This is a genomic window from Haloechinothrix halophila YIM 93223, assembly GCF_000504245.1.
GTDB lineage: Bacteria > Actinomycetota > Actinomycetes > Mycobacteriales > Pseudonocardiaceae > Haloechinothrix_A > Haloechinothrix_A halophila.
The window spans coordinates 1,616,758-1,635,878 of the sequence record NZ_KI632509.1; the positions used below are offsets into that span (position 1 = coordinate 1,616,758).

General features: G+C 69.8%; 17 protein-coding genes and 1 riboswitch. Of the genes, 8 read left to right on the top strand and 9 right to left on the bottom strand.

What is annotated here, in order from left to right; all coding sequences use genetic code 11:
• Positions 1-4 precede the first annotated feature (4 nt).
• The 6 genes from AMYHA_RS07475 to AMYHA_RS07500 are packed head-to-tail and all read right to left on the bottom strand — an operon-like array spanning position 5 to position 5,164.
• Entirely contained in the window at positions 5-1,198 is a 1,194-nt protein-coding gene (locus AMYHA_RS07475; RefSeq protein ID WP_034269370.1) for a thiolase C-terminal domain-containing protein, read from the bottom strand.
• Positions 1,198-2,361, bottom strand: a complete 1,164-nt coding sequence (locus tag AMYHA_RS07480) for a thiolase domain-containing protein (RefSeq protein WP_034269373.1) — start codon at positions 2,359-2,361, stop codon at positions 1,198-1,200. Before AMYHA_RS07480 ends, AMYHA_RS07475 begins: the two co-directional genes overlap by 1 nt.
• On the bottom strand, positions 2,358-3,428 hold the full coding sequence (locus tag AMYHA_RS07485; protein ID WP_034269376.1) for a lipid-transfer protein: 1,071 nt from the start codon (positions 3,426-3,428) through the stop codon (positions 2,358-2,360). The genes AMYHA_RS07480 and AMYHA_RS07485 overlap by 4 nt, the downstream gene beginning before the upstream one ends.
• Entirely contained in the window at positions 3,421-3,900 is a 480-nt protein-coding gene (locus AMYHA_RS07490) for a Zn-ribbon domain-containing OB-fold protein (protein WP_034269379.1), read from the bottom strand. Before AMYHA_RS07490 ends, AMYHA_RS07485 begins: the two co-directional genes overlap by 8 nt.
• Positions 3,897-4,340 carry a Zn-ribbon domain-containing OB-fold protein gene (locus AMYHA_RS07495; RefSeq protein ID WP_034269382.1) on the bottom strand — a complete coding sequence of 148 codons (444 nt, stop codon included), beginning with the start codon at positions 4,338-4,340 and terminating at the stop codon, positions 3,897-3,899. The genes AMYHA_RS07490 and AMYHA_RS07495 overlap by 4 nt, the downstream gene beginning before the upstream one ends.
• Positions 4,337-5,164 carry an SDR family oxidoreductase gene (locus AMYHA_RS07500; RefSeq protein ID WP_034269386.1) on the bottom strand — a complete coding sequence of 276 codons (828 nt, stop codon included), beginning with the start codon at positions 5,162-5,164 and terminating at the stop codon, positions 4,337-4,339. Before AMYHA_RS07500 ends, AMYHA_RS07495 begins: the two co-directional genes overlap by 4 nt.
• Before the next feature lie 267 nt (positions 5,165-5,431).
• Here AMYHA_RS07500 and AMYHA_RS07505 point away from each other — a divergent pair, with 267 nt between their 5' ends.
• Both AMYHA_RS07505 and AMYHA_RS07510 read left to right on the top strand, forming a co-directional pair.
• A complete protein-coding gene (locus AMYHA_RS07505) occupies positions 5,432-6,331 on the top strand; it encodes an AurF N-oxygenase family protein (RefSeq protein WP_034269389.1) in 900 nt (299 codons plus the stop codon).
• A 4-nt stretch (positions 6,332-6,335) separates the two neighbouring features.
• Positions 6,336-7,877, top strand: coding sequence for an FAD-dependent oxidoreductase (locus AMYHA_RS07510; protein WP_034269392.1), 1,542 nt, complete (start codon positions 6,336-6,338; stop codon positions 7,875-7,877).
• A gap of 84 nt (positions 7,878-7,961) precedes the next feature.
• On the opposite strand, the gene AMYHA_RS07515 is transcribed toward AMYHA_RS07510, so the two are convergent.
• Positions 7,962-8,651 (bottom strand): potassium channel family protein, encoded by a 690-nt coding sequence (locus tag AMYHA_RS07515; RefSeq protein WP_051399633.1) that lies wholly within the window; start codon positions 8,649-8,651, stop codon positions 7,962-7,964.
• A 50-nt stretch (positions 8,652-8,701) separates the two neighbouring features.
• On the opposite strand from AMYHA_RS07515, the gene AMYHA_RS07520 reads away from it, so the two are divergent.
• From AMYHA_RS07520 to AMYHA_RS07545, 6 genes are all read left to right on the top strand, one after another.
• Positions 8,702-9,895, top strand: coding sequence for a low temperature requirement protein A (locus tag AMYHA_RS07520; RefSeq protein WP_084037553.1), 1,194 nt, complete (start codon positions 8,702-8,704; stop codon positions 9,893-9,895).
• A gap of 126 nt (positions 9,896-10,021) precedes the next feature.
• Entirely contained in the window at positions 10,022-11,902 is a 1,881-nt protein-coding gene (locus tag AMYHA_RS07525) for a propionyl-CoA synthetase (protein ID WP_034269395.1), read from the top strand.
• Between the two features lie 31 nt (positions 11,903-11,933).
• Positions 11,934-12,926, top strand: coding sequence for a pirin family protein (locus tag AMYHA_RS07530; protein ID WP_034276262.1), 993 nt, complete (start codon positions 11,934-11,936; stop codon positions 12,924-12,926).
• A 114-nt stretch (positions 12,927-13,040) separates the two neighbouring features.
• A riboswitch (cobalamin riboswitch) is annotated at positions 13,041-13,223 on the top strand.
• A gap of 124 nt (positions 13,224-13,347) precedes the next feature.
• A complete protein-coding gene (locus AMYHA_RS07535; protein WP_051399634.1) occupies positions 13,348-14,415 on the top strand; it encodes a FecCD family ABC transporter permease in 1,068 nt (355 codons plus the stop codon).
• Complete coding sequence (locus AMYHA_RS07540; RefSeq protein ID WP_231104651.1) at positions 14,412-15,251, top strand: ABC transporter ATP-binding protein; 840 nt, start codon at positions 14,412-14,414, stop codon at positions 15,249-15,251. Before AMYHA_RS07535 ends, AMYHA_RS07540 begins: the two co-directional genes overlap by 4 nt.
• Complete coding sequence (locus tag AMYHA_RS07545; protein WP_034269398.1) at positions 15,248-16,282, top strand: ABC transporter substrate-binding protein; 1,035 nt, start codon at positions 15,248-15,250, stop codon at positions 16,280-16,282. Before AMYHA_RS07540 ends, AMYHA_RS07545 begins: the two co-directional genes overlap by 4 nt.
• Before the next feature lie 210 nt (positions 16,283-16,492).
• On the opposite strand, the gene xylB is transcribed toward AMYHA_RS07545, so the two are convergent.
• Together xylB and xylA are read right to left on the bottom strand one after the other, a co-directional pair.
• On the bottom strand, positions 16,493-17,914 hold the full coding sequence (gene xylB, locus AMYHA_RS07550; protein WP_034269400.1) for a xylulokinase: 1,422 nt from the start codon (positions 17,912-17,914) through the stop codon (positions 16,493-16,495).
• A complete protein-coding gene (gene xylA, locus AMYHA_RS07555) occupies positions 17,911-19,089 on the bottom strand; it encodes a xylose isomerase (RefSeq protein WP_157361904.1) in 1,179 nt (392 codons plus the stop codon). The genes xylB and xylA overlap by 4 nt, the downstream gene beginning before the upstream one ends.
• Between the last annotated feature and the right edge of the window lie 32 nt (positions 19,090-19,121).

Sequence of the window (19,121 nt, forward strand, 5' to 3'; positions counted from 1 at the left end):
CTCGTCAGGGGGCGTCAGGGGCCGAGTACAGCGTCACCACGCAGGCGCCGCCGAGACCGAGGTTGTGCGCGAGTCCCCAATGGGCGCCGGGCACTTGCCGTTCGCCCGCCTGGTCACGCAGCTGCCAGCTCAGCTCGGCGCATTGGGCGAGCCCCGTCGCGCCAAGCGGATGTCCTTTCGAGATCAGGCCGCCGGACGGGTTGACCACCCAGCGCCCGCCGTACGTCGTCACGCCCGACTCCGCCAACGTGCCGCCCTTGCCCTCTGGGCACAGGCCAAGCGCCTCGTAACTGATGATCTCGTTGATCGAGAAGCAGTCGTGCAGTTCGATCACGTCCACGTCATCGATGCCGATCCCGGCCTGGTCGAAGACGTCGGCGGCAGCGCGGCGGGTCATGGGCGCGCCGACAACGTCGATCATAGAGCCCGACTCGAACGACGACGCGGTGTCGGTGACAAGGGACTGCGCCGCGATCCCCACCGCCTGCGCAGTCAACCCGCGTTCCCGCACCACGCGCTCGCTCACCACGACGGCCGCGGCGGCGCCGTCCGAGACCGGGGAGCACTGCGACCGGGTCAGCGGGCCGTGCACCGGCTTGTCGCCGAGCACACGCTCCAGCGAGTACGGCTCCTGGAACTGCGCGAACGGGTTGCGGGTGGAGTGCTCGTGGTTCTTCACGGCGACGCTGGCGAGTTGCTTCGCGGTGGTGCCGTGGCGGTGCATGTGCTCCTCGGCGGCGTGCCCGAAGAACTGGGTCATTGTCGGTGCGTCGCCCATGCCGTACCGAGGCACCATGACGTCGAGGTGCCGATCGATAGTGGACACGCCGTCGGCGGTGCCGGACATGGCGTCCTTGGTCATCTGTTCGAAGCCAACCGCGAGCGCCACATCGGACAGTCCACTCTCGACCCACTCACGGGCGAGCACCAGCGCGGTGGACCCGGTTGCGCAGTTGTTGTTGACGTTGACCACCGGGATGCCGGTCATGCCGACGTCGTAGAGCGCCCGCTCGCCCGCCGCCGAGGGCTGGAAGACGTAGCCGACGGCGGCGCGCTGGACGTCGTCATAGCTGAGGCCAGCGTCGGCCAGCGCGGTGCCGACCGCGTCGGTGACCAGCGCCGGATACGCTGGTCCGCCCCCTCCGCTTTTGCCGAACCGCGTCATCCCGACGCCCGCCACGAACGCACGCTGTGTCATCAGGCCGCTCCCGGTTCGCCGCTACCGACCACCCACAGCGCGTGGAACTGCGAGGCCCCGCCCATGGCGTGCCCGATCGCGCGGCTGGCGCCGTCGACTTGGTGCTCGCCTGCCATCTCTCGCACTTGGAGCGCGGCCTCGGCGAACCGCAGCAGTCCGGTCGCGCCGGTGGGGTTGCCGGACAGCACACCGCCGGACGGGTTGATCGGCAGGTCGCCGCCGAAGGCGGTGGTGCCGTCGTCGACCAGTTTCCAGCCGCCGCCTTCCTCGGCCAGCCCGATGTTCTCCAGCCAGATCGGCTCGTACCAGCTGTACGGGATGTAGAGCTCGGCGACGTCGACCTGCGCGGCGGGGTCGTCGATGCCCGCCTGCCGGTAGGCGTCAGCGGCGCATTCCTGGCCCGCCCTCGGGTTCACCTCGTCGCGGCCCGCGAAGTGGCCGGTCTCGGTGCGCCAGGCCATGCCGTGGATCCACGCGGGCGGCCGGGGCGCGCGTTCGGCGTGTTCCTCGCCGGTGACCACGATCGCGCAGGAACCGTCGGAGGATGGGCAGGATTCCAGGTATCGGATCGGGTCCCACAGCATCCGCGAGTCCCTGACCTCTTCGACGGTGATGTCGGGACGATGCACGTGCGCGTACGGGTTGCGGGTGGCGTTGAGCCGGTGGTTCACCGCGACCTGCCAGCCGATGTGCTCCGGCGCGTTCGAGCGCTGGATGTATTCGCGGATCACCGGCGCGAAGTGCCCGCCCGCTCCCGCGCCGAGTGGCGGGCTGAACGGCAGTCCACGCGAGAGCGCCCAGGTGAAGTTACCCTCGGACTCCTTGGAGTAGGCCACCACGAGCACCCGCTCCGCCAGCCCTGCCTGCACCAGGTGTGCGCCGTAGATCGCGGCGTGCCCGCCGACGCTGCCGCCGGTGAACACCCTGATGACCGGCAAGCCGACCGAGCCCATCGCGTCGGCCAGGTACAGCTCGGGGTTCATCACGCCGTCGAACAGGTCCGGTGTTTTGCTCAGCACCACCGCGTCGATGTCGTCGAAGGTCAGCTCGGCGTCGGCCATGGCCTCGGTGACGGCTTCGCGCACCATCCCGCCGATGCTGACCTCGCGGCGTTTGGCCTGCTTGCTCTGGCCGACGCCGGTGACGGCCACGTTGCGACTCATCCGTCTCCCTCCAGCAGGCAGACCAGGTTCTGTTGCAGTGCGGGTCCGCTAGTGGCGTGGGCGAGTGTCCGGTCGGCTCTGCCGTCGAGGATGTGCCGCGCGGCCTCGCCAACGCGGATCAGACCGGTCGCGGTAGCCGGACGTCCGGCGAGTGGCCCGCCCGATGGGTTCACGGCCGCCCCCTTCAGTCCAAGCGCGCCGGACAAGATCGCCTCCTGGTGGCTGTACTCGGTGTGCAGCTCCGCGACGTCCACATCGGACGCCGAGAAGCCAGCGAGTTCCGCGGCCCGGTGTGCCGCGCGCCCGGTGGATGGTGACTCGCTGAGGTCGCGGACGCCGGGGTAGTGGGTATCCATCCGATGATCGACACCGCGCAGCCACGCTGGACGTTCCGCGAGCCGCCTTGCCGCGTCACCGGCCGCGAGGATCACGACGGCAGCGGCGTCGCCGACCGGCGCGACGTCGTGTTCCCGCAGCGGCGAACTGACGTAGGGCGCTTCGAGCAGCTGTGCGGCGTCGACCTGCTCCGATCGTTGCGCCAGCGGGTTGTCCAGCGCTGACGCCAGGCAGCGGGAGGCTACCTCGGCCATGCCTTGCTCACTGGTGAGGCCGGCTTCGATCGTGGACCGCGCCTGTAATCCCGCGATCGCGTCGCGGTGCGGCGCGAGTGGCGCGAGGTAGTACGGGTCGAGCTGGGCTGGCATCACCTGGTCAAGATCGGCGGGCAGCGAACCCCTGCCGATGCCGTATACCAGCGCGATGTCGCCCTCGCCGAGCTGCAGCCAGGACCACGCCTCCGCCAGCGCCCATGCCGCGTCGGATTCCACATGCGACTCCGAGATCGGCGGCCAGGCACCCACCGCGTCCAGTGAGTCGATGTAGGAGAACGTACGGCCCTCGTAGAAGTCGTGGCTGCCGGACGCGACGAAGTCGACGTCGTCGCGGTCGATGCCCACGGTGTTGACGGTCTCCCGGATCACCGGAAGCAGGATGCCTGCCATGTCGTCGCGCCGGTTCGCGGCACGGCACGGCGACTGGGCCCAGGCCACCACGGCGACGTCACGCATCCGCGCCTCCTTCGGTCGTCGGGCGGAAGTGGCTGATGCTGAGCAGTGAGGTGTCCAGTTCGTCGTCGGGCACCCACACCGGCTCCACTTCGAGACCGATGTGGACGTCCTCGGGCTCGATCTCGCGCACCAGGTGCATCAGCCTGGTTCCCGCGCCGTGTGGCTGGATGTGGGCCACCACGTACGGCGGGTCGATCCGCTGGCCGGGGAACGGGAAGCTGACCACGCAGAACGTCGAGATCGCGCCGCGTCCGTCGAGCTCGAACGGTGCCTCCAGTTCGGTCAGGCAGCGGGAACAGAACTCTGGTGGCGGCAGGTACACCTGGCCGCAGCCCGCGCAGCGGCGCGCGATGAGCTTGCGTTCGGCGAGCCCGCGCAGGAACATCGAGCGGCCCGCCCCCGCGACGTAGGTGTAGTCCATCCGGAACGGGTTGGGGATGGTCGTGACGGGCTCCGGTAGCACGTTGGTCATGACGTCACCTCGAAGCACTCGATGTCGCTGAGCTGCCCGACGCGCTCGGTGCGCCAGCGCGCCCGTACCCGCATCCCGGTGGTCATGCGCCCGCTGTCGCCATCGACGTCGACAGCGTGGAACAGCGCACCGATGGTGCCGTCGATCGCGATCAACGCCCAGGCGAAGTCGTGCGGCACCGGGTCGCCCTCCCGGGATGGCACCCAGGTCCACGACGTCACGGTTCCGGTGTCGGCGACCGGTACCAGCTCGCCGGTCTCCGCGCCGGTGCCCGGCTCGAACTCCAGCGGCGGGCACAGCACGCCGCGCTCGGTCCGGACGCCGTACAGCTGACCGTCGCGCAGGCCGCCGAGGAAGGTTCCGATCGTCGGGCCGACCGTGCGCTCGAACGGGAACTCGACCGTGTAGGGCGCACTGAGGCTTTCCGCGGTGCCGGTCATCGCGCTCCTTTCCGTGGTGAGCGTGTCCGTTCCTCATAGGCGGCCCGTTCCGGCGAGCCGACGGCGGACAGCATGGGTGTCTCGGCGCGCAACATCCGTTGCAGCCATTCGGAGAAGCGGCGACCGGTGAGTGTGCTGAGCCGGAGCATGGGGCCGATGCGTCTCGGCACGTACACCTCGAACCGGGGACGTCGCAGCGTGGCGACGATCGCCGCGGCGACGTCGTCCGGGGTGATCGGCGCGAAGCCGGGCACCTCGGGCAGTCCCGCCGCCAGTTCGGTGCGGACGAATCCGGGCAGCACGCAGGAGACGTCGACATCGGACTCGCGCAACTCCGCCCTGATCGCCTCCGAGAAGCCGAGTACCCCGAACTTCGTGGCCGCATAGGTGGCGCCGCCGGGGAACGGGATGCGCGCGGCGACCGATGCGACGTTCACGATGTGTCCGCCGCGCGGCCGCATCCGCCGGGCCGCCTCCCTGCTGCCGTGGATGACCGCGTGCAGGTTGATCGCCAGGATCCGCGCGGTGGCGGTGTCCTGCTCGTCTTCGATGCGGGTGAGCGGCATGATCCCGGCGTTGTTGATCAGGACGTCGATCGGGCCGAGTCGCCGCTCCACGGTGTCGAGGAAGCTGGTCAGCGCATCTCGGTCGGTGACGTCAACCGGCAGCGCGAGCGCGTGGTCGCCGGCGTTCGCCGCTTCGGGATCGATGTCGCCGATCGCGACTGTGGCGCCCGCGCGGGTGAGGGCCGCCGCGGTCGCCGCTCCGATGCCGCGTGCTCCGCCGGTTACCGCGATGACCTTGTCCGCCAGCGAACGCGCCATGCGTACCTCCTGTGCCGACCAGCGAACTTCTTACGAACGTCAAAACTAGAACATGTTCCATTAACTGACAACCCCTGGAAGGCTGCCTTTTGGCACGCGGCTTCGCGGTGTTGTTGAAACATGTCCTACTGAATGCGCCTCGGTGGCGCGCGCATCTCGGCCGCGGCTCGAATGTGGCGTGGCGCACATTCGCTTTTCTCGCGCGAGATGTGAACGGTTAGTGTTACCAAGTGTCACGTTACTTCGAGTAACACTGTGGAGGCATCGATGCCAACCAGCACTCCGGTGCACGCCGACCAGCACGACGTCGCGCGCAGGCTGCTGCATTCGTCCGAGACGTTGTCGTACGATCCGGTCGAGGAGGTGGACTGGGAGACGCCGCTGGATACCGACCACCACGGCGCCAGTCCGGAGTGGAGCACGCTGTACGGCACGGCGTACTGGGACGAGATGACGCCGGCGCAGCAGCGGGAGCTGACCAGGCAGGAAGCGGCGTCGGTGGCCAGCACCGGCATCTGGTTCGAGATGATCCTGCAGCAGATGGTGCTGCGGGACTTCTACGCGAAGGACCCGACCGACCCGAACTTCCAGTGGGCGCTCACCGAGATCGCCGACGAGTGCCGCCACTCGATCATGTTCGCGCGCGGCGCGGCCAAGCTTGGCGCGCCCGCCTACCGGCCGAGCCGGGTCGTGGTCGAGCTGGGCAGGCTGTTCAAGACCGTCGCGTTCGGCGAGTCCGCCTACGCCGCGATCCTCGTGGCGGAGGAAGTACTCGACGTCATGCAGCGCGACTGGATGCGGGACGAGCGGGTCGCGCCTTTCGTGCGCACCATCAACAACATCCACGTCGTCGAGGAGTCGCGGCACATGAAGTTCGCCCGCGAGGAGACGAAGAAGCGGCTCGCGGGTTCCGGCAGACTGCGGCGGCAGATCGACGCGCTGGTCGTCGCCATCGCGTCGTACTTCATCGTCACCAGCATGGTGAACCCGAAGGTGTACGAGCACGCTGGGCTCGACGCCGAGCGTGCGCGGCGGGAGGCCAAGGCGAACGAGCACCACAAGTCGTTGCTGCGGTCGAGCTGCGCGGGGCTGATGGAGTTCCTGAACTCAGCGGGACTGCTCACCAAGGCGTCGATGTGGTTCTACCGGCGCGCGAACCTGGTCTGACGCCATGGCTTTCGCGATCACGCAGACCTGCTGCAACGACGCGTCGTGCGTGTCGGTGTGCCCGGTCAACTGCATCCACCCCGCGCCGGGCGAGCCGGACTTCGGCGATACCGACATGCTCTACATCGACCCGCAGGCTTGCATCGACTGCGGCGCGTGCGCGGACGCCTGCCCCGTCGACGCGATCTTCTCGGTGGAGAGCCTGTCGGAGCAGCTGAAGCCATACGCGGGGCTCAACGCGGCGTACTACGCGGATCAGGCTGCTGGCAGCGCTGACCCGAGCCCGAACTTCCACGTCTGGGATGAGCCGGTGTTCGATCGCGTCATCCCCGCCGACTTCGAGCCGCTCGACGTCGCGGTGGTCGGCACCGGTCCCGCTGGCATGTACGCCGTCGAGGACCTGCTGCTGCACACCAACTCGCGGGTCACGCTGATCGACCGGTTGCCAGTGGCGGGCGGCCTGGTGCGGCACGGCGTCGCACCGGATCACCAGGCGACCAAGAAAATCGGCGAGACGTTCGCGCGTTTCCACAAGCATCCCCGGCTGCGGCTGCGGCTGGGTGTCGAGGTCGGCCGTGACGTCACGGTGGACGAACTGGCGTCGCGTCACGACGCGGTGATCTACGCGGTGGGCGCCTCATCGGCGCGCGGCCTCGGCATCCCTGGCGAGGACCTGCCGGGCAGCCTCGCCGCGACCGACGTCGTGGCCTGGTACAACGGGCATCCCGACGCGCCCGCCGACGCCGTCGACCTCGCCGCGGAGCGGGTGGTGGTCGTTGGCAACGGCAACGTCGCGCTCGATGTCGCCCGCATCCTGACGATGGACCCGGAGGCGCTGGCCGGCACCACGATCTCCCCGGCGGCACTGGCATCGTTGCGGTCCAGCAAGGTGCGGGAAGTTGTCGTCCTCGGGCGCAGGGGGCCGGAGGACGCCGCGTACACCCGGCCGGAGCTGCTTGGCCTCGCGGCGCAGCAGGACGTCGACCTGGTGGTGGACGATCACGACCCGCGCATCGGGGAGGCCATCGACGCGGCGGCTGACGGCTCGAAGGCCGCGCTGCTGCGGGGTGTCCAGCGGGAGGCGGTGGACTGGTCGGCGCCACCGCCGCACGGGCAGCGTCGCATCGTGCTCCGGTTCCACTCCGCGCCGCGCGAGGTCGCCGGGGACACCCAGGTGCGCGGGCTCCGCGTCACCGGTCCGGCGGGCGGCGCCGGGAACGCCAGCGATGCCCGTGACGCCGGAGACGTCGAGGTCGCGGCTGACCTGGTGATCCGCGCTGTCGGTTACCGAGGCACCCCGGTCGACGGTCTGCCGTTCGACGAGCGCACCGGCACGATCCCGCACACCGGCGGTCGCGTCGACGGGCGTCAGCGTGACTACGTCGTTGGCTGGATCAAGCGTGGGCCGTCCGGTGGTATCGGCGCGAACCGGGCGTGCGCGAAGGAAACCGTGGGCACGCTGCTGGACGAAGCCATCGCGGGACGTCTGCCGCGTCGGGATCGGCCCGGTGTGGTCCGGCGGATGGCGCAACGCGTGCGCGGATAGGGCGGCGGGTCGCCGAGCGGCTGCGCCGGTAACGGCTTCCGGTGCGCCGAACTGCCATCAGCGCATCCGGGCCAACCGGCGTCCTCACCCGCGCTCGACCGAGCGTGGTCCGATCCAGGCGCTGACCAGTCGCGCGATCACGATCGTCAAGAACAAGGTCCCCGTGACGGTCTCGAACGATGCCAGGGTGCGGGCCCACGGCGTGACAGGCAGGATCTCGCCGTAGCCGAGGGTGGCCATGGTGACGTAGCTGTAGTAGACCATCTGCTGCCAGCTGACCGGCTCACCCGGCAGCTGCGGATCATGGAAACTGCCCGGCGCGAGGATCTCGATCGTGCTGAAGGTCGCGGCGAAGAACCCGCCGAGGATGAGGTACACGCACACGGCGGCGAGAACCAGCGCGAGCCCGGTGGCGCTGCTGCGGCGGAAGATGAACCGCAGTAGCGAGATCATCAGCGCGAGCATGAACGCCCCCACGGAGATCAGCATCCCGAGCGTGACGGGCGTGCTGTGCTGGGCGAACGAGTACCAGACGCCGAAGACGACGAAGATGGCCCCGATCGTGAGAATGACCGCACTGTGCTGGCCCTCCTCGCGCACGATGAGGATGCCGTAGAAGATCATGCCCGCGTAGAGCAGCATGTACAGGCCGGCCCAGAGCTCGCCGTACAGGGTGATCGGGTAGCCGAACTGCAGCAGGACGATGAACCCGAGCAGAATCCCGAGGTTCCGAGCGCCTGCCGTTGCGGTTGCCGCTGGTGCCGAAACGTTCATGATGGGATGAAAACAGCTGGTGGGTTCCGTGTCTTGTTGTGGTGATTCTGGTGACTGAGGAGACGACGTCGCGTTCGGGCGTGCTGCGACAGCGAGAGCCGGATGTCGCGCCCGACGTTGGCGCGATCGAGCTGTTCTTCGATTTGGTGTATGTCTTCGCGATCATTCAGCTTTCGCATTATCTGCTCGAACACGCGAGCTGGGAGGGCGTGCTCCAGACGGCGATCCTGTTCCTTGCCGTGTGGTGGGGGTGGAACTACACGGCATGGGCGATGAACTGGCTCGACCCGGACCATGCCGGTGTCCGCGCGCTGCTGGCGACGTTGATGCTGGCCGCGTTGGGCATGGCGATCGCGATCCCGGACGCCTTCGGCCACCGCGCGGGACTCTTCGTCGGCGCCTACCTGTTCTTGCAACTGGTGCGCAGCGGGTTCATGGTGTTCGCGTTCCGTCGCACGCTGATGGGCCGGAACTACACCCAACTGCTTGCCTGGAGCGTGTTCGCGGGCGTGTTCTGGGTCGCGGGCGTGTTCGCCGGGGACGACGCGCGCTTGCTGCTGTGGGGTGCGGCCGTCGTCATCGATTACCTCGCGCCGCTCGTGGGGTTCGCGCTGCCGGTGCTTGGTGCGACGAAGATGTCCGACTGGCCGTTGGCCGAGGGACATCTCGCCGAGCGCAACCGGCTGGTGTTCATCATCGCGCTCGGCGAGTCGATCCTGATCCTCGGCTTCACCCTGTCCGGCATCTCGCTGACCGCTCCCGTCGTGGTGGCGGCGGTGGTCGGGTTCGCCACGATCGTGTTGCTGTGGTGGCTGTACTTCAGCTACCGGCTGGGCAACGTGGCTGGCCGGCTGCGCGATGACGTCGATGCCACCACGATGGCCAGGGGAGCGTTCGCCTACGCACACGCCTTCATGGTGGCGGGCGCGATCGTGATCGCCGTCGGGATCGAGCAGGTCACCGTGCATCCGGTGCATCACGCCACGTGGACGATGACGGGGACCGTGCTCGGCGGGCCAGCGCTGTACCTGGTCGGCAACATCATCTTCAACCGTGCTCGCTCGGGTGTTATGCCACGGTCCAGACTGGTGGCGCTGGTCGCGCTCGCCGTGCTCGTACCGTTCGCGCCGATGCTGCCCGCGCTAGCGCTGAGCATCGCCGCCATGGCGGTGCTCGCGGTGCTCGCCGCCAGCACCGGTGAGCTGCGGGCCCGCCGGAGCCGGTCGGTGCGGTGCGCGTCGTGATGCCTCGCGGACGGCGAGTAGGGCCACGGCAGCAACTTCGGGTGGCGACCGCGTGGAGGGTAGCCAGCCGGGCGGGTATCGGTGTACTCCTGAACCACCGGATCGGTAGTCGAGAGGAGAACGTCGATGGGTGCGTATGCGGAGGTGTACGACCGGAGCCTGGCCGACCCGGAGGGGTTCTGGCTGGCGGCCGCTGAGGACATCGACTGGACCCGCGCGCCGACCAAGGCGCTGGACGACGGTCGCGCGCCGCTCTACCGATGGTTTCCTGACGGTGAGCTGAACACCGCCTACAACGCGCTCGACCGGCACGTCGAGGCTGGCCGGGGCGAGCAGCCGGCGTTGATCTACGACTCGCCGGTCACCGACACCAAGACGTCCTACACCTACCTCGAACTGCGCGACTACGTCGCCATCGTCGCGGGCGCGCTCAGCTCGCTCGGCGTCGGCAAGGGCGACCGCGTCATCATCTACATGCCGATGGTGCCGGAAGCCATCATCGCGATGCTCGCCTGCGCGCGCCTCGGCGCGATTCACTCCGTCGTCTTCGGTGGTTTCGCGCCCAAGGAGCTCGCGGCACGCGTGGACGACGCCCAGCCGACGGTGATCGTCGCGGCGTCCTGCGGCATCGAGCCGACGCGAGTGGTGGAGTACAAGCCGATCATCGAGGACGCGCTGGCCACCACGACGCACCAGCCCGACCACGTCGTGATGTTGCAGCGGCAGACCGCGACCGCCGAGATGACCGAGCGCGACGTCGACTGGCACGATCTCGTCGCGAGCGCGAGCCCGGTCGATCCGGTGCCGGTCGCGGCCACCGACCCGCTCTACATCCTCTACACCTCGGGCACCACAGGGAAGCCGAAGGGCGTCGTGCGCGACACCGGTGGCCACGCGGTCGCACTCGCCTGGTCGATGCGCAACATCTACGACGTCGCGCCCGGCGATGTCTGGTGGACGGCGTCCGACGTCGGCTGGGTCGTCGGGCACTCCTACATCGTCTACGGGCCGTTGCTGATCGGCGCCACCACGGTGCTGTACGAGGGCAAACCGGTCGGTACGCCGGACGCGGGCGCGTTCTGGCGGGTGATCTCCGAACACCGCGCCAAGGCGCTGTTCACCGCCCCCACCGCGTTGCGCGCCATCAAGAAGATCGACCCGAAGGCTTCCGAGGTGGCGAAATACGACCTGTCGGCGTTTGAGACGTTGTTCCTGGCTGGTGAGCGGCTCGACCCGGAGACCTACCACTGGGCGCACGACACCCTCGGCGTGCCGGTGATCGACCACTGGTGGCAGACCGAGACCGGCTGGCCGATCGCGGCCAATCCGCGCGGGCTGGAGACGTTGCCGGTCAAGCCTGGTTCGGCGACCGTTCCGGTGCCCGGTTACGACATCCAGGTGCTGGACCAGCGGGGCAACCAGGTGCCAGCCGGGCAGGAAGGCGCGATCGCGATCAAGCTGCCGCTGCCGCCGGGCACGCTGCTGACGCTGTGGGGTGACGACGACCGGTACGTCGAGTCGTATCTGTCCCGCTACGAGGGCTACTACCTCACCGGCGACTCCGGCTACCTCGACGCGGACGGCTACCTGTTCGTCATGGGACGCACCGATGACGTCATCAACGTCGCGGGTCATCGGCTGTCCACCGGCTCCATCGAGGCCGCTCTCGCGTCGCACCCTGCCGTGGCCGAGTGCGCGGTGATCGGCGTGCACGACGAGCTCAAAGGGCAGGTGCCGCGCGGGTTCGTGGTGCTCAAGTCCGGTGTCGACGTCGAGGAGAGCACCCTGCACGACGAACTGGTCGAGGCCGTGCGGCGCGATGTCGGGCCGGTGGCGGCGTTCCGGGATGTCTCGGTCGTCGACGCGCTGCCCAAGACCCGCTCCGGCAAGATCCTGCGCAAGACCATGCGCGGCATCGCGGACGGCAGGGATGAACCGGTGCCCTCGACCATCGAGGACGTCGGAGTGCTGGACAGCCTCCGCGCGGTGCTGCGTGCCGGGCGGTGATGCGCGTGCGGCGGTAGCCTCCAGTACCGAGATGAGCAACGTCGAGACCGATCCGATCGAGACCCGCTGCCGGGCGCGTGTCGAGTCCGCCGAGCCGCCGGAGGCCCCCGCCGTTGAGATCGTGACCTCGCGGGAGGTGCCCCTCGGCGGGACGCGCGCGATGCGCGTGCGCCGCACGCTGCCGCAACGGGCCAGATCGCTGATCGGCGCGTGGTGCTTTGCCGACCGTTACGGACCCGAGGACGTTCGTGACGTCGGTGGCATGGTCGTGCCGCCTCACCCGCACACCGGGCTGCAGACGGTGAGCTGGCTGTTCTCCGGCGAGATCGAACACCGCGACAGTTCTGGCGTGCGGGCCCTGGTTGAGCCGGGCGAGCTGAACTTGATGACCGGTGGCCACGGCATCTGTCACTCCGAGGTGTCCACGCAGGCGACGTCGGTGCTGCACGGCGTGCAGCTGTGGGTGGCGTTGCCGGAGGCGCACCGGAACGCGGACCGCGACTTCCAGCACCACGTGCCCGGCGTCGCCCATCACGACGGCGCTGACATCCGGGTGTTCCTCGGGTCGCTGGCGGGCATGTCGTCGCCGGTGCGGACATTCACACCACTGGTGGGTGCGGAGGTCACGCTCGCCCCGGAGTCCGCCGTCGAGCTGGACGTCGACGCGGCCTTCGAACACGGCGTGCTGGTCGACCAGGGGCCGGTCACCGTAAGCGGCACGTCCATCGCGCCAGCTCAACTGGGCTACGTTGGCATCGGCGCCACCTGTTTGCGGCTGGCGAATCCTTCGGCGGAACCGGCGCGGGTGGTGCTGCTCGGCGGCGCACCCTTCGATGAGGACATCGTGATGTGGTGGAACTTCGTCGCTCGCAGCCACGACGAGATTGTCCGGTTTCAGCACGAGTGGCAGCAGGAGTCGGAGCGATTTGGCCAGGTCGACGGCTACGTCGGCGACCCCGCGCGGCTGCCAGCGCCGCCGCTGCCGAAAGTGCGATTGCGGCCGCGCCGCCGTGCCGGGCGCTGACCGCGTTCAGCCATGTGGCGCGACGTGCCCGGGGCCGTCTCTCGCGGGAACGACACGGTGTCGATCGCGCCACACCCCTCGCCGTGGGCGTTGCCGCACGGACGGGGGTTGGCTAGGGTCCACCGTCGAGCCAGTCGCATCCGGTAGCGGATGCAGGGAATCCGGTGTGACTCCGGAACTGACGCGCAGCGGTGAGGGCGACGGGCGAGGCGAAACGCCACTGGACCAGCGGATCTGGGAAGGTGCCTCGTCCGGGTGACCCCGAGTCCGAAGACCTGCTGGCTCGCTGAGCCGATCCGAGCTTCGCGTACAAGCTCCCGAGCGCAAAGGTCATGTCACATGGACTGTTACCGCGGCGGGGTCACCGCCGATCCACCCTGCTGTTCGCCTGCCGTGCCGCCGGTGCACGACGGGACCAGCCGTGCACACGTTTGAGGACGTCCCGCAGCGCAAGTCCGCGCGACGGCTGCCAGCGCCGTTCGTCGTCCCCGTGCTGCTGGTGCTGCTCGCTGGCAGCGCCATAGCCTCGGTCGGATTCGGCGCGGAGCCGCTGGCCTGGTCCGTCGTCATCGACGCGCTGGCCAACCGGCTGACCGGTGTCACGGGCGATGCCACGTTCGACATCATCGTGTGGGAGATCCGGGTTCCCCGGACGCTGCTCGCGATCGTCGTCGGTGCTGGTCTCGCGGTCGCCGGGGTCGGCATCCAGACGCTGGTGCGTAACCCGCTGGCCGACCCGTACCTGCTCGGCGTGTCGGCCGGTGCCAGCGTCGGCGCGACCGCGGTGATCACGTTCGGCGTGCTGGCTGCCGCGGGGCTGTGGGCGCTGTCCATCGGTGCGCTGCTCGGCGCGCTGATCGCGGCGCTGCTGGTGTTCGGCGTCGCCATGGCCCAGGGTGGCCTCACCCCGCTGCGGCTGGTGCTGATCGGGACGGTGCTCTCCGCCGCGTTCTCCGCGATCGCCAGTTTCCTCGTCTTCCGCAGCGATAACCCGCAGGCCGCGCAGTCGGTGCTGTTCTGGTTGCTCGGCAGCCTCTCCGGCGCGGCATGGAACCAACTGCCGCTGGTCGCGGGCGCGGTCGTCGTCATCGGCGGGGTACTCGTCGCGGGTAGCGGCTGGCTGGACGCGCTCGCCACGAGCCCGGACACCGCCGCCGCGTTGGGCGTGCCGGTCAAGGCGTTGCGCGGCGGGCTGTTCGTGGTGCTCGCCGCCTTGGTGGGCGTGCTGGTCGCCGTCGCGGGCAGTATCGGGTTCGTCGGCCTCGTGCTGCCGCACATCAGCCGGATGCTGGTCGGCGTGCGCCACCGGGCCGTGCTGCCGGTCGCCGCGCTGTCGGGAGCGGTGTTCCTGATCTGGGTGGACATCGCCGCGCGCATCGCGGTGCGGCCCACCGAGATCCCGCTCAGCGTCGTGACCGGCCTGATCGGCGCGCCGGTGTTCCTGGTGCTGATGGGCCGCAGGCACTATCGATTCGGAGCCGACCAGTGAATCCCTTGACCCGTTCCGCACCGGCGGAAGCCCCGCCGGTCCAGGACACCGACACGCACCTCACCGTGTCTCGCCTCGCCTGCGCCGCCGGCAAGCGGGTCGTACTGCGCGACGTCGACTTCGCGGTCCAGCGTGGCGAGTTGCTGGCGCTGGTGGGCGCCAACGGCTCCGGCAAGTCGACGTTGCTGCGCGCGCTCGGCGGGGTCCGTAAGCCCGTCGCGGGCGAGGTGCTGCTGGACGACCTCCCGCTTGGACAGCTGTCGGCGCGGCGTCGCGCGCGGGCGATCACCCTGGTCGGGCAGGAGGAAGCGCTGCCCGCTGACCTGGTCGTCGGGGAGATGGTGGCGCTCGGCCGCACCCCGCACCGACCGCCGTGGGCAGGGGGCGACGCCACCGAACGCGCCGCCGTGCTGGCGGCGCTCGACCAGGTCGGCCTCGGCTACGCCGTGGACCACCCGGTGGAGCAGCTCTCCGGCGGCGAACGACGCCGCGCCCTGCTCGCGCGGGGACTGGCGCAGCAGACGCCGTTGATGCTGCTCGACGAACCCACCAACCATCTCGACCTGCGCCATCAGCTTGGCCTGCTCCGCACCGTGCGCGGGCTGGGCAAGACCGTCGTCGTCGCGATGCACGACCTCGACCTCGCGGCCACCTTCTGCGACCGCATCGCGGTGCTGCACGACGGCACCCTGCTGACCATCGGCACCCCGGCGGACGCGCTGACGCCGACCGTCATCCACGACGCGTTCGGCGTGCTCGCCACCCCGGTCACTCACCCCCTGACCGGGCGCACCCATCTGTTGTTCTCCCCCGACGAAACGGAGCCTCACCCGTGAGACCTGCTCGCATCCTCGCCCCCGCACTCGCCGCTGCCGCGGTGCTGTCCGCCTGCTCCACCGCGGAGTCGGACACGGCTTCTGGTGGCGACGTGACCGTGACCAACTGCGGCGAGGAGGTGTCGTTCCCGTCGCCAGCCGAGCGGTTGTTCGTCAACGACGGCAACATGATCTCGATGGTGCTCGCGCTCGGCGCCCAGGACCAGGTGGCGGCCGTGAGCAGCGTGCAGCGCGACGCGCCGGTGCTGCGCAAGCACTACGGTGACGCGGTCGACGGGCTCAACGACGTCGCGAAGACCTACCCGAGCAGGGAAACCGTGCTGGCGCAGCGGCCAGACGTCGTCGTCGCGGGCTGGAACTACGGCTACGACGAGACGAAGAAGCTCACCCCGGCGTCGCTCGCGCAGCACGACATCGACGCGTACACGCTGACCGAGAGCTGCCGCCAGGGCGCGGGCTCGGCGCGCGGCATCGTCGACCCGTGGACGGCGTTGCGCACCGACCTGCGCAACCTCGGCCAGATCACCGGCAGGCAGGACCGGGCTGACGAGGTCGTTGCTGACCTCGATGAGCGGCTGACGGCGCTGGAGGACGCGCCGGAGCCCGAGGAGCCGCCGACGATCTTCCTGTTCGACAGCGGCGACAAGACCATCTACTCCAGCGGCAACCTCGGCGCACCGCAGGCGATCATCACCGCGGGTGGCGGGCGCAACGCGCTGGAAGACCTCAAGGACACCTGGACCGAGGTGTCCTGGGAGCGGCTCGCCTCGGCGGAGCCGGACGCCATCCTGTTCGTCGACTACCCGCCACAGACGTTCGAGGAGAAGGTGCGGATCCTGCGGGAGCACGCGGCGACCAAGGACCTGGAAGCGGTGCGCGAGGAGCGGTTCCTCAACCTGCCGTACGCGCTGTGGACGTCGGGGCCGCTCAACATCGACGCCGCCGAGCAGGTGCGGGCGGCGCTGGAAGGCTGGGACCTCGTGCCGGACAGCGGCATCGCGCCGAAGAACGGCTCCGACGCGGTGGAGTGAGCCGCGATGCCACGCTGACACCGCTACTGGGCTCAGCTCGTCCGGTTCACTTGTTGATCAGGGACCCTGCTCGTAGGTCCATCATGACCGGACATAACGGACGCGATTTGGGCCTACGGGCAGGGTCGGTGATCAACTCCGGGGAGGGGCGCACCGTCGTCACGCTCGCATGGGTACGGCGCGACGCTGCGCCGTGAGACCTCGCCCGCCTCACGGCGCGAGGTCGCGAACCTCGGCGTAGCGCTCGCGGATGTGCGGCTCGGCGGGAACGTCGTGTACGGCAGGCGCCGTGGCCGACTCCCAGGCGGGCGGTTCCGCCGCGCCGGACAACGCCCAGGCGGCCTGGCGCGCCGCGCCGTCGGCGACGTACTCGCCGGACTCCGGTACCTCGACCGGCATGCCGAACACCTGCGGCGCGATCCGCCGCACCGCCTCGGATCGTGCGCCGCCGCCGATCAGCAGCAGCCGGGTGACCGGGACGTCGTGGGCGCGCAGCGCGTCCAGCGCGTCGGCCAGCCCGCAGAGCATGCCCTCCACGGCGGCCCGCGCGAGATGCTCCGGGGTGGTCGTGGCGAGCTGCAGTCCGTGCAGGGTGCCGGTGGCGTCCGGCCGGTTCGGTGTCCGCTCACCGTCGAGGTACGGGACCAGCGTGAGCCCGTCCGCACCGGGCGGCGCGGCCAGCGCGAGATCCGATAACCGGTCGTGGTCGACGCCGAGCAGCCGGCAGGCGGCGTCCAGCACCCGGCTGGCGTTCAAGGTGCAGGCCAGCGGCAGGTAGGCGCCGGTCGCGTCCGCGAACCCGGCGACCTTGCCGGACGGGTCGGCGGTCGGAGCCGCGCTGACGGCCGACACCACACCGGACGTGCCGATCGACACCGCGACGTCGCCGGGGCGCATATCCAACGCGAGCGCGGCGGCGGCGTTGTCCCCTGCTCCCGCGCCGACGAACGCGCCGTCGGCCAGCACGTCGGAGCCGCGCGCGAGCACCGACTCGGCGGGGTCAAGCACACGGGGCAGCCGGACCTCACGGCCAAGGGCGAGGTCGAGCAGGTCCTGCCGGTAGTCCCCGTCGCGCGGTGACCAGTAGCCGGTGCCTGACGCCTCGGAGCGGTCGGTGACCAGCGCGTCCAGGGTGGACCCGCCGTCGGGACCGTGCCCCGCGATGCGCCAGGACAGCCAGTCGTGCGGGAGCGCGACGGCGGCCACCCGCGCGGCGTTGTCCGGCTCGTGGTCGCGCAGCCAGCGCAGCTTGCTCGCGGTGAAGGACGCGACCGGCACCGAGCCCACCGCCTCGGCCCACGCCCGCTGACCACCGAGGTCGCGGATCAGATCCGTCGCGGCCGTCGCGGACCGCGTGTCGTTCCACAACAGCGCTGGCCGCACCACCGCGCCGTCGACGTCGAGTGCCACCATGCCGTGCTGCTGTCCAGCCACCGAGATCGCCGCGACGTCGGCCAGCCCACCGGCAGACTCGGCGGCGTCGCGGAAGGCGTCCCACCACGCGGCTGGATCGACCTCGGTGCCGTCCGGATGCTTCGCGCTCCCTGAGCGGACGAGCCGCCCGGTGTCGGCGTCACGGACGACGATGGTGCAGGACTGCGTTGAGGAGTCCACGCCAGCGACTAGGGTCATGACACTCCGACGAGGTGCTCGACGGCGAGCTGGTTGAGCTGAACGAAGCCGTAGTCCCGCTCGGCGGCGGCGTCGGCATCGAAGTCCTCGAACGCCGAGTGATCGGCCAACAGGTCAGTGATCGACTCGTCCGCGCCGAGGGTCGGCTCGGCCAGCTCGAACACGCCCGCGCGCCGCATCGCGTCCCGCACGCGGGGGTCGGCCCGGTATGCCGCGCTACGGTCGGCGAGCTTGCGATAGGTGTCCATATTGGCCTGTGCGGACTCCCACACGCCCCGCTCGGTCTCGGTGCGCGACGGCTTGTAGTCGAAGTGCCGCGCACCCTGGTAGCGCGGGCCGCCAGCAGGGAAGCCGTGTTCCAGTAGATCGACGGTGAAGAACGCGGACAGCAGGTCGCCATGGCCGAACACGAGATCCTGGTCGTACTTGATGGAGCGCTGGCCGTTGAGGTCGAGGTGGAACAGCTTGCCAGCCCACAGCGCCTGCGCGATGCCGTGGGTGAAGTTCAGGCCAGCCATCTGCTCGTGGCCGACCTCGGGGTTGAGGCCGACGATGTCACCGTTGTCGAGCCGGGCGATCAGGCCAAGCGCGTGCCCGATGGTCGGCAGCAGCAAGTCGCCGCGCGGCTCGTTCGGCTTCGGTTCCAGCGCGATGCGCAGGTCGTAGCCCTGCTGTTTGATGTGGGCGGCGACGGTGTCGATGCCCTCCGCGTAGCGCTCGTGCGCGGCGTGCAGATCCTTCGCGCCGTCGTACTCGGTGCCCTCACGGCCACCCCACATCACGAACGTGCGCGCGCCGACCTCGGCGGCCAGGTCGGCGTTGCGCAGCACCTTGCGTAGCGCGAACCGTCGCACCGAGCGGTCGTTCGACGTCAGTGCGCCGTCCTTGAACACGGGATGGGCGAACAGGTTCGTGGTGAGCATCTCGATGACCAGCCCGGTCTCATCGGCCGCCTTGCGCACGGCGGCGAGCGCTCGGTCGCGGGTGTCGTCGTCCGCCCCGAACGGGACGACGTCGTCGTCGTGGAACGTGAAGCCCCACGCACCGAGTTCGGCGAGCCGGTGCACCGCGTAGGACGGGTCCAGCACCGGGCGGGTGGCCGCCCCGAACGGGTCCTGCGCCTGCCAGCCGACCGTCCAGAGGCCGAACGAGAACGGGATCTGTTCACCGGGCACAGGGACCTCCTCCGTAGTTTGTATATCCACTG

Coding starts and splice junctions, on each gene's coding strand:
- AMYHA_RS07480 (WP_034269373.1), bottom strand. CDS start 2,361: ATGAGTCGCAACGTGGCCGTCACCGGCGTCGGCCAGAGCAAGCAGGCC.
- AMYHA_RS07525 (WP_034269395.1), top strand. CDS start 10,022: ATGGGTGCGTATGCGGAGGTGTACGACCGGAGCCTGGCCGACCCGGAG.
- AMYHA_RS07485 (WP_034269376.1), bottom strand. CDS start 3,428: ATGCGTGACGTCGCCGTGGTGGCCTGGGCCCAGTCGCCGTGCCGTGCC.
- AMYHA_RS07495 (WP_034269382.1), bottom strand. CDS start 4,340: ATGACCGGCACCGCGGAAAGCCTCAGTGCGCCCTACACGGTCGAGTTC.
- AMYHA_RS07505 (WP_034269389.1), top strand. CDS start 5,432: ATGCCAACCAGCACTCCGGTGCACGCCGACCAGCACGACGTCGCGCGC.
- AMYHA_RS07515 (WP_051399633.1), bottom strand. CDS start 8,651: ATGAACGTTTCGGCACCAGCGGCAACCGCAACGGCAGGCGCTCGGAAC.
- AMYHA_RS07500 (WP_034269386.1), bottom strand. CDS start 5,164: ATGGCGCGTTCGCTGGCGGACAAGGTCATCGCGGTAACCGGCGGAGCA.
- AMYHA_RS07490 (WP_034269379.1), bottom strand. CDS start 3,900: ATGACCAACGTGCTACCGGAGCCCGTCACGACCATCCCCAACCCGTTC.
- AMYHA_RS07530 (WP_034276262.1), top strand. CDS start 11,934: ATGAGCAACGTCGAGACCGATCCGATCGAGACCCGCTGCCGGGCGCGT.
- AMYHA_RS07510 (WP_034269392.1), top strand. CDS start 6,336: ATGGCTTTCGCGATCACGCAGACCTGCTGCAACGACGCGTCGTGCGTG.
- xylB (WP_034269400.1), bottom strand. CDS start 17,914: ATGACCCTAGTCGCTGGCGTGGACTCCTCAACGCAGTCCTGCACCATC.
- AMYHA_RS07475 (WP_034269370.1), bottom strand. CDS start 1,198: ATGACACAGCGTGCGTTCGTGGCGGGCGTCGGGATGACGCGGTTCGGC.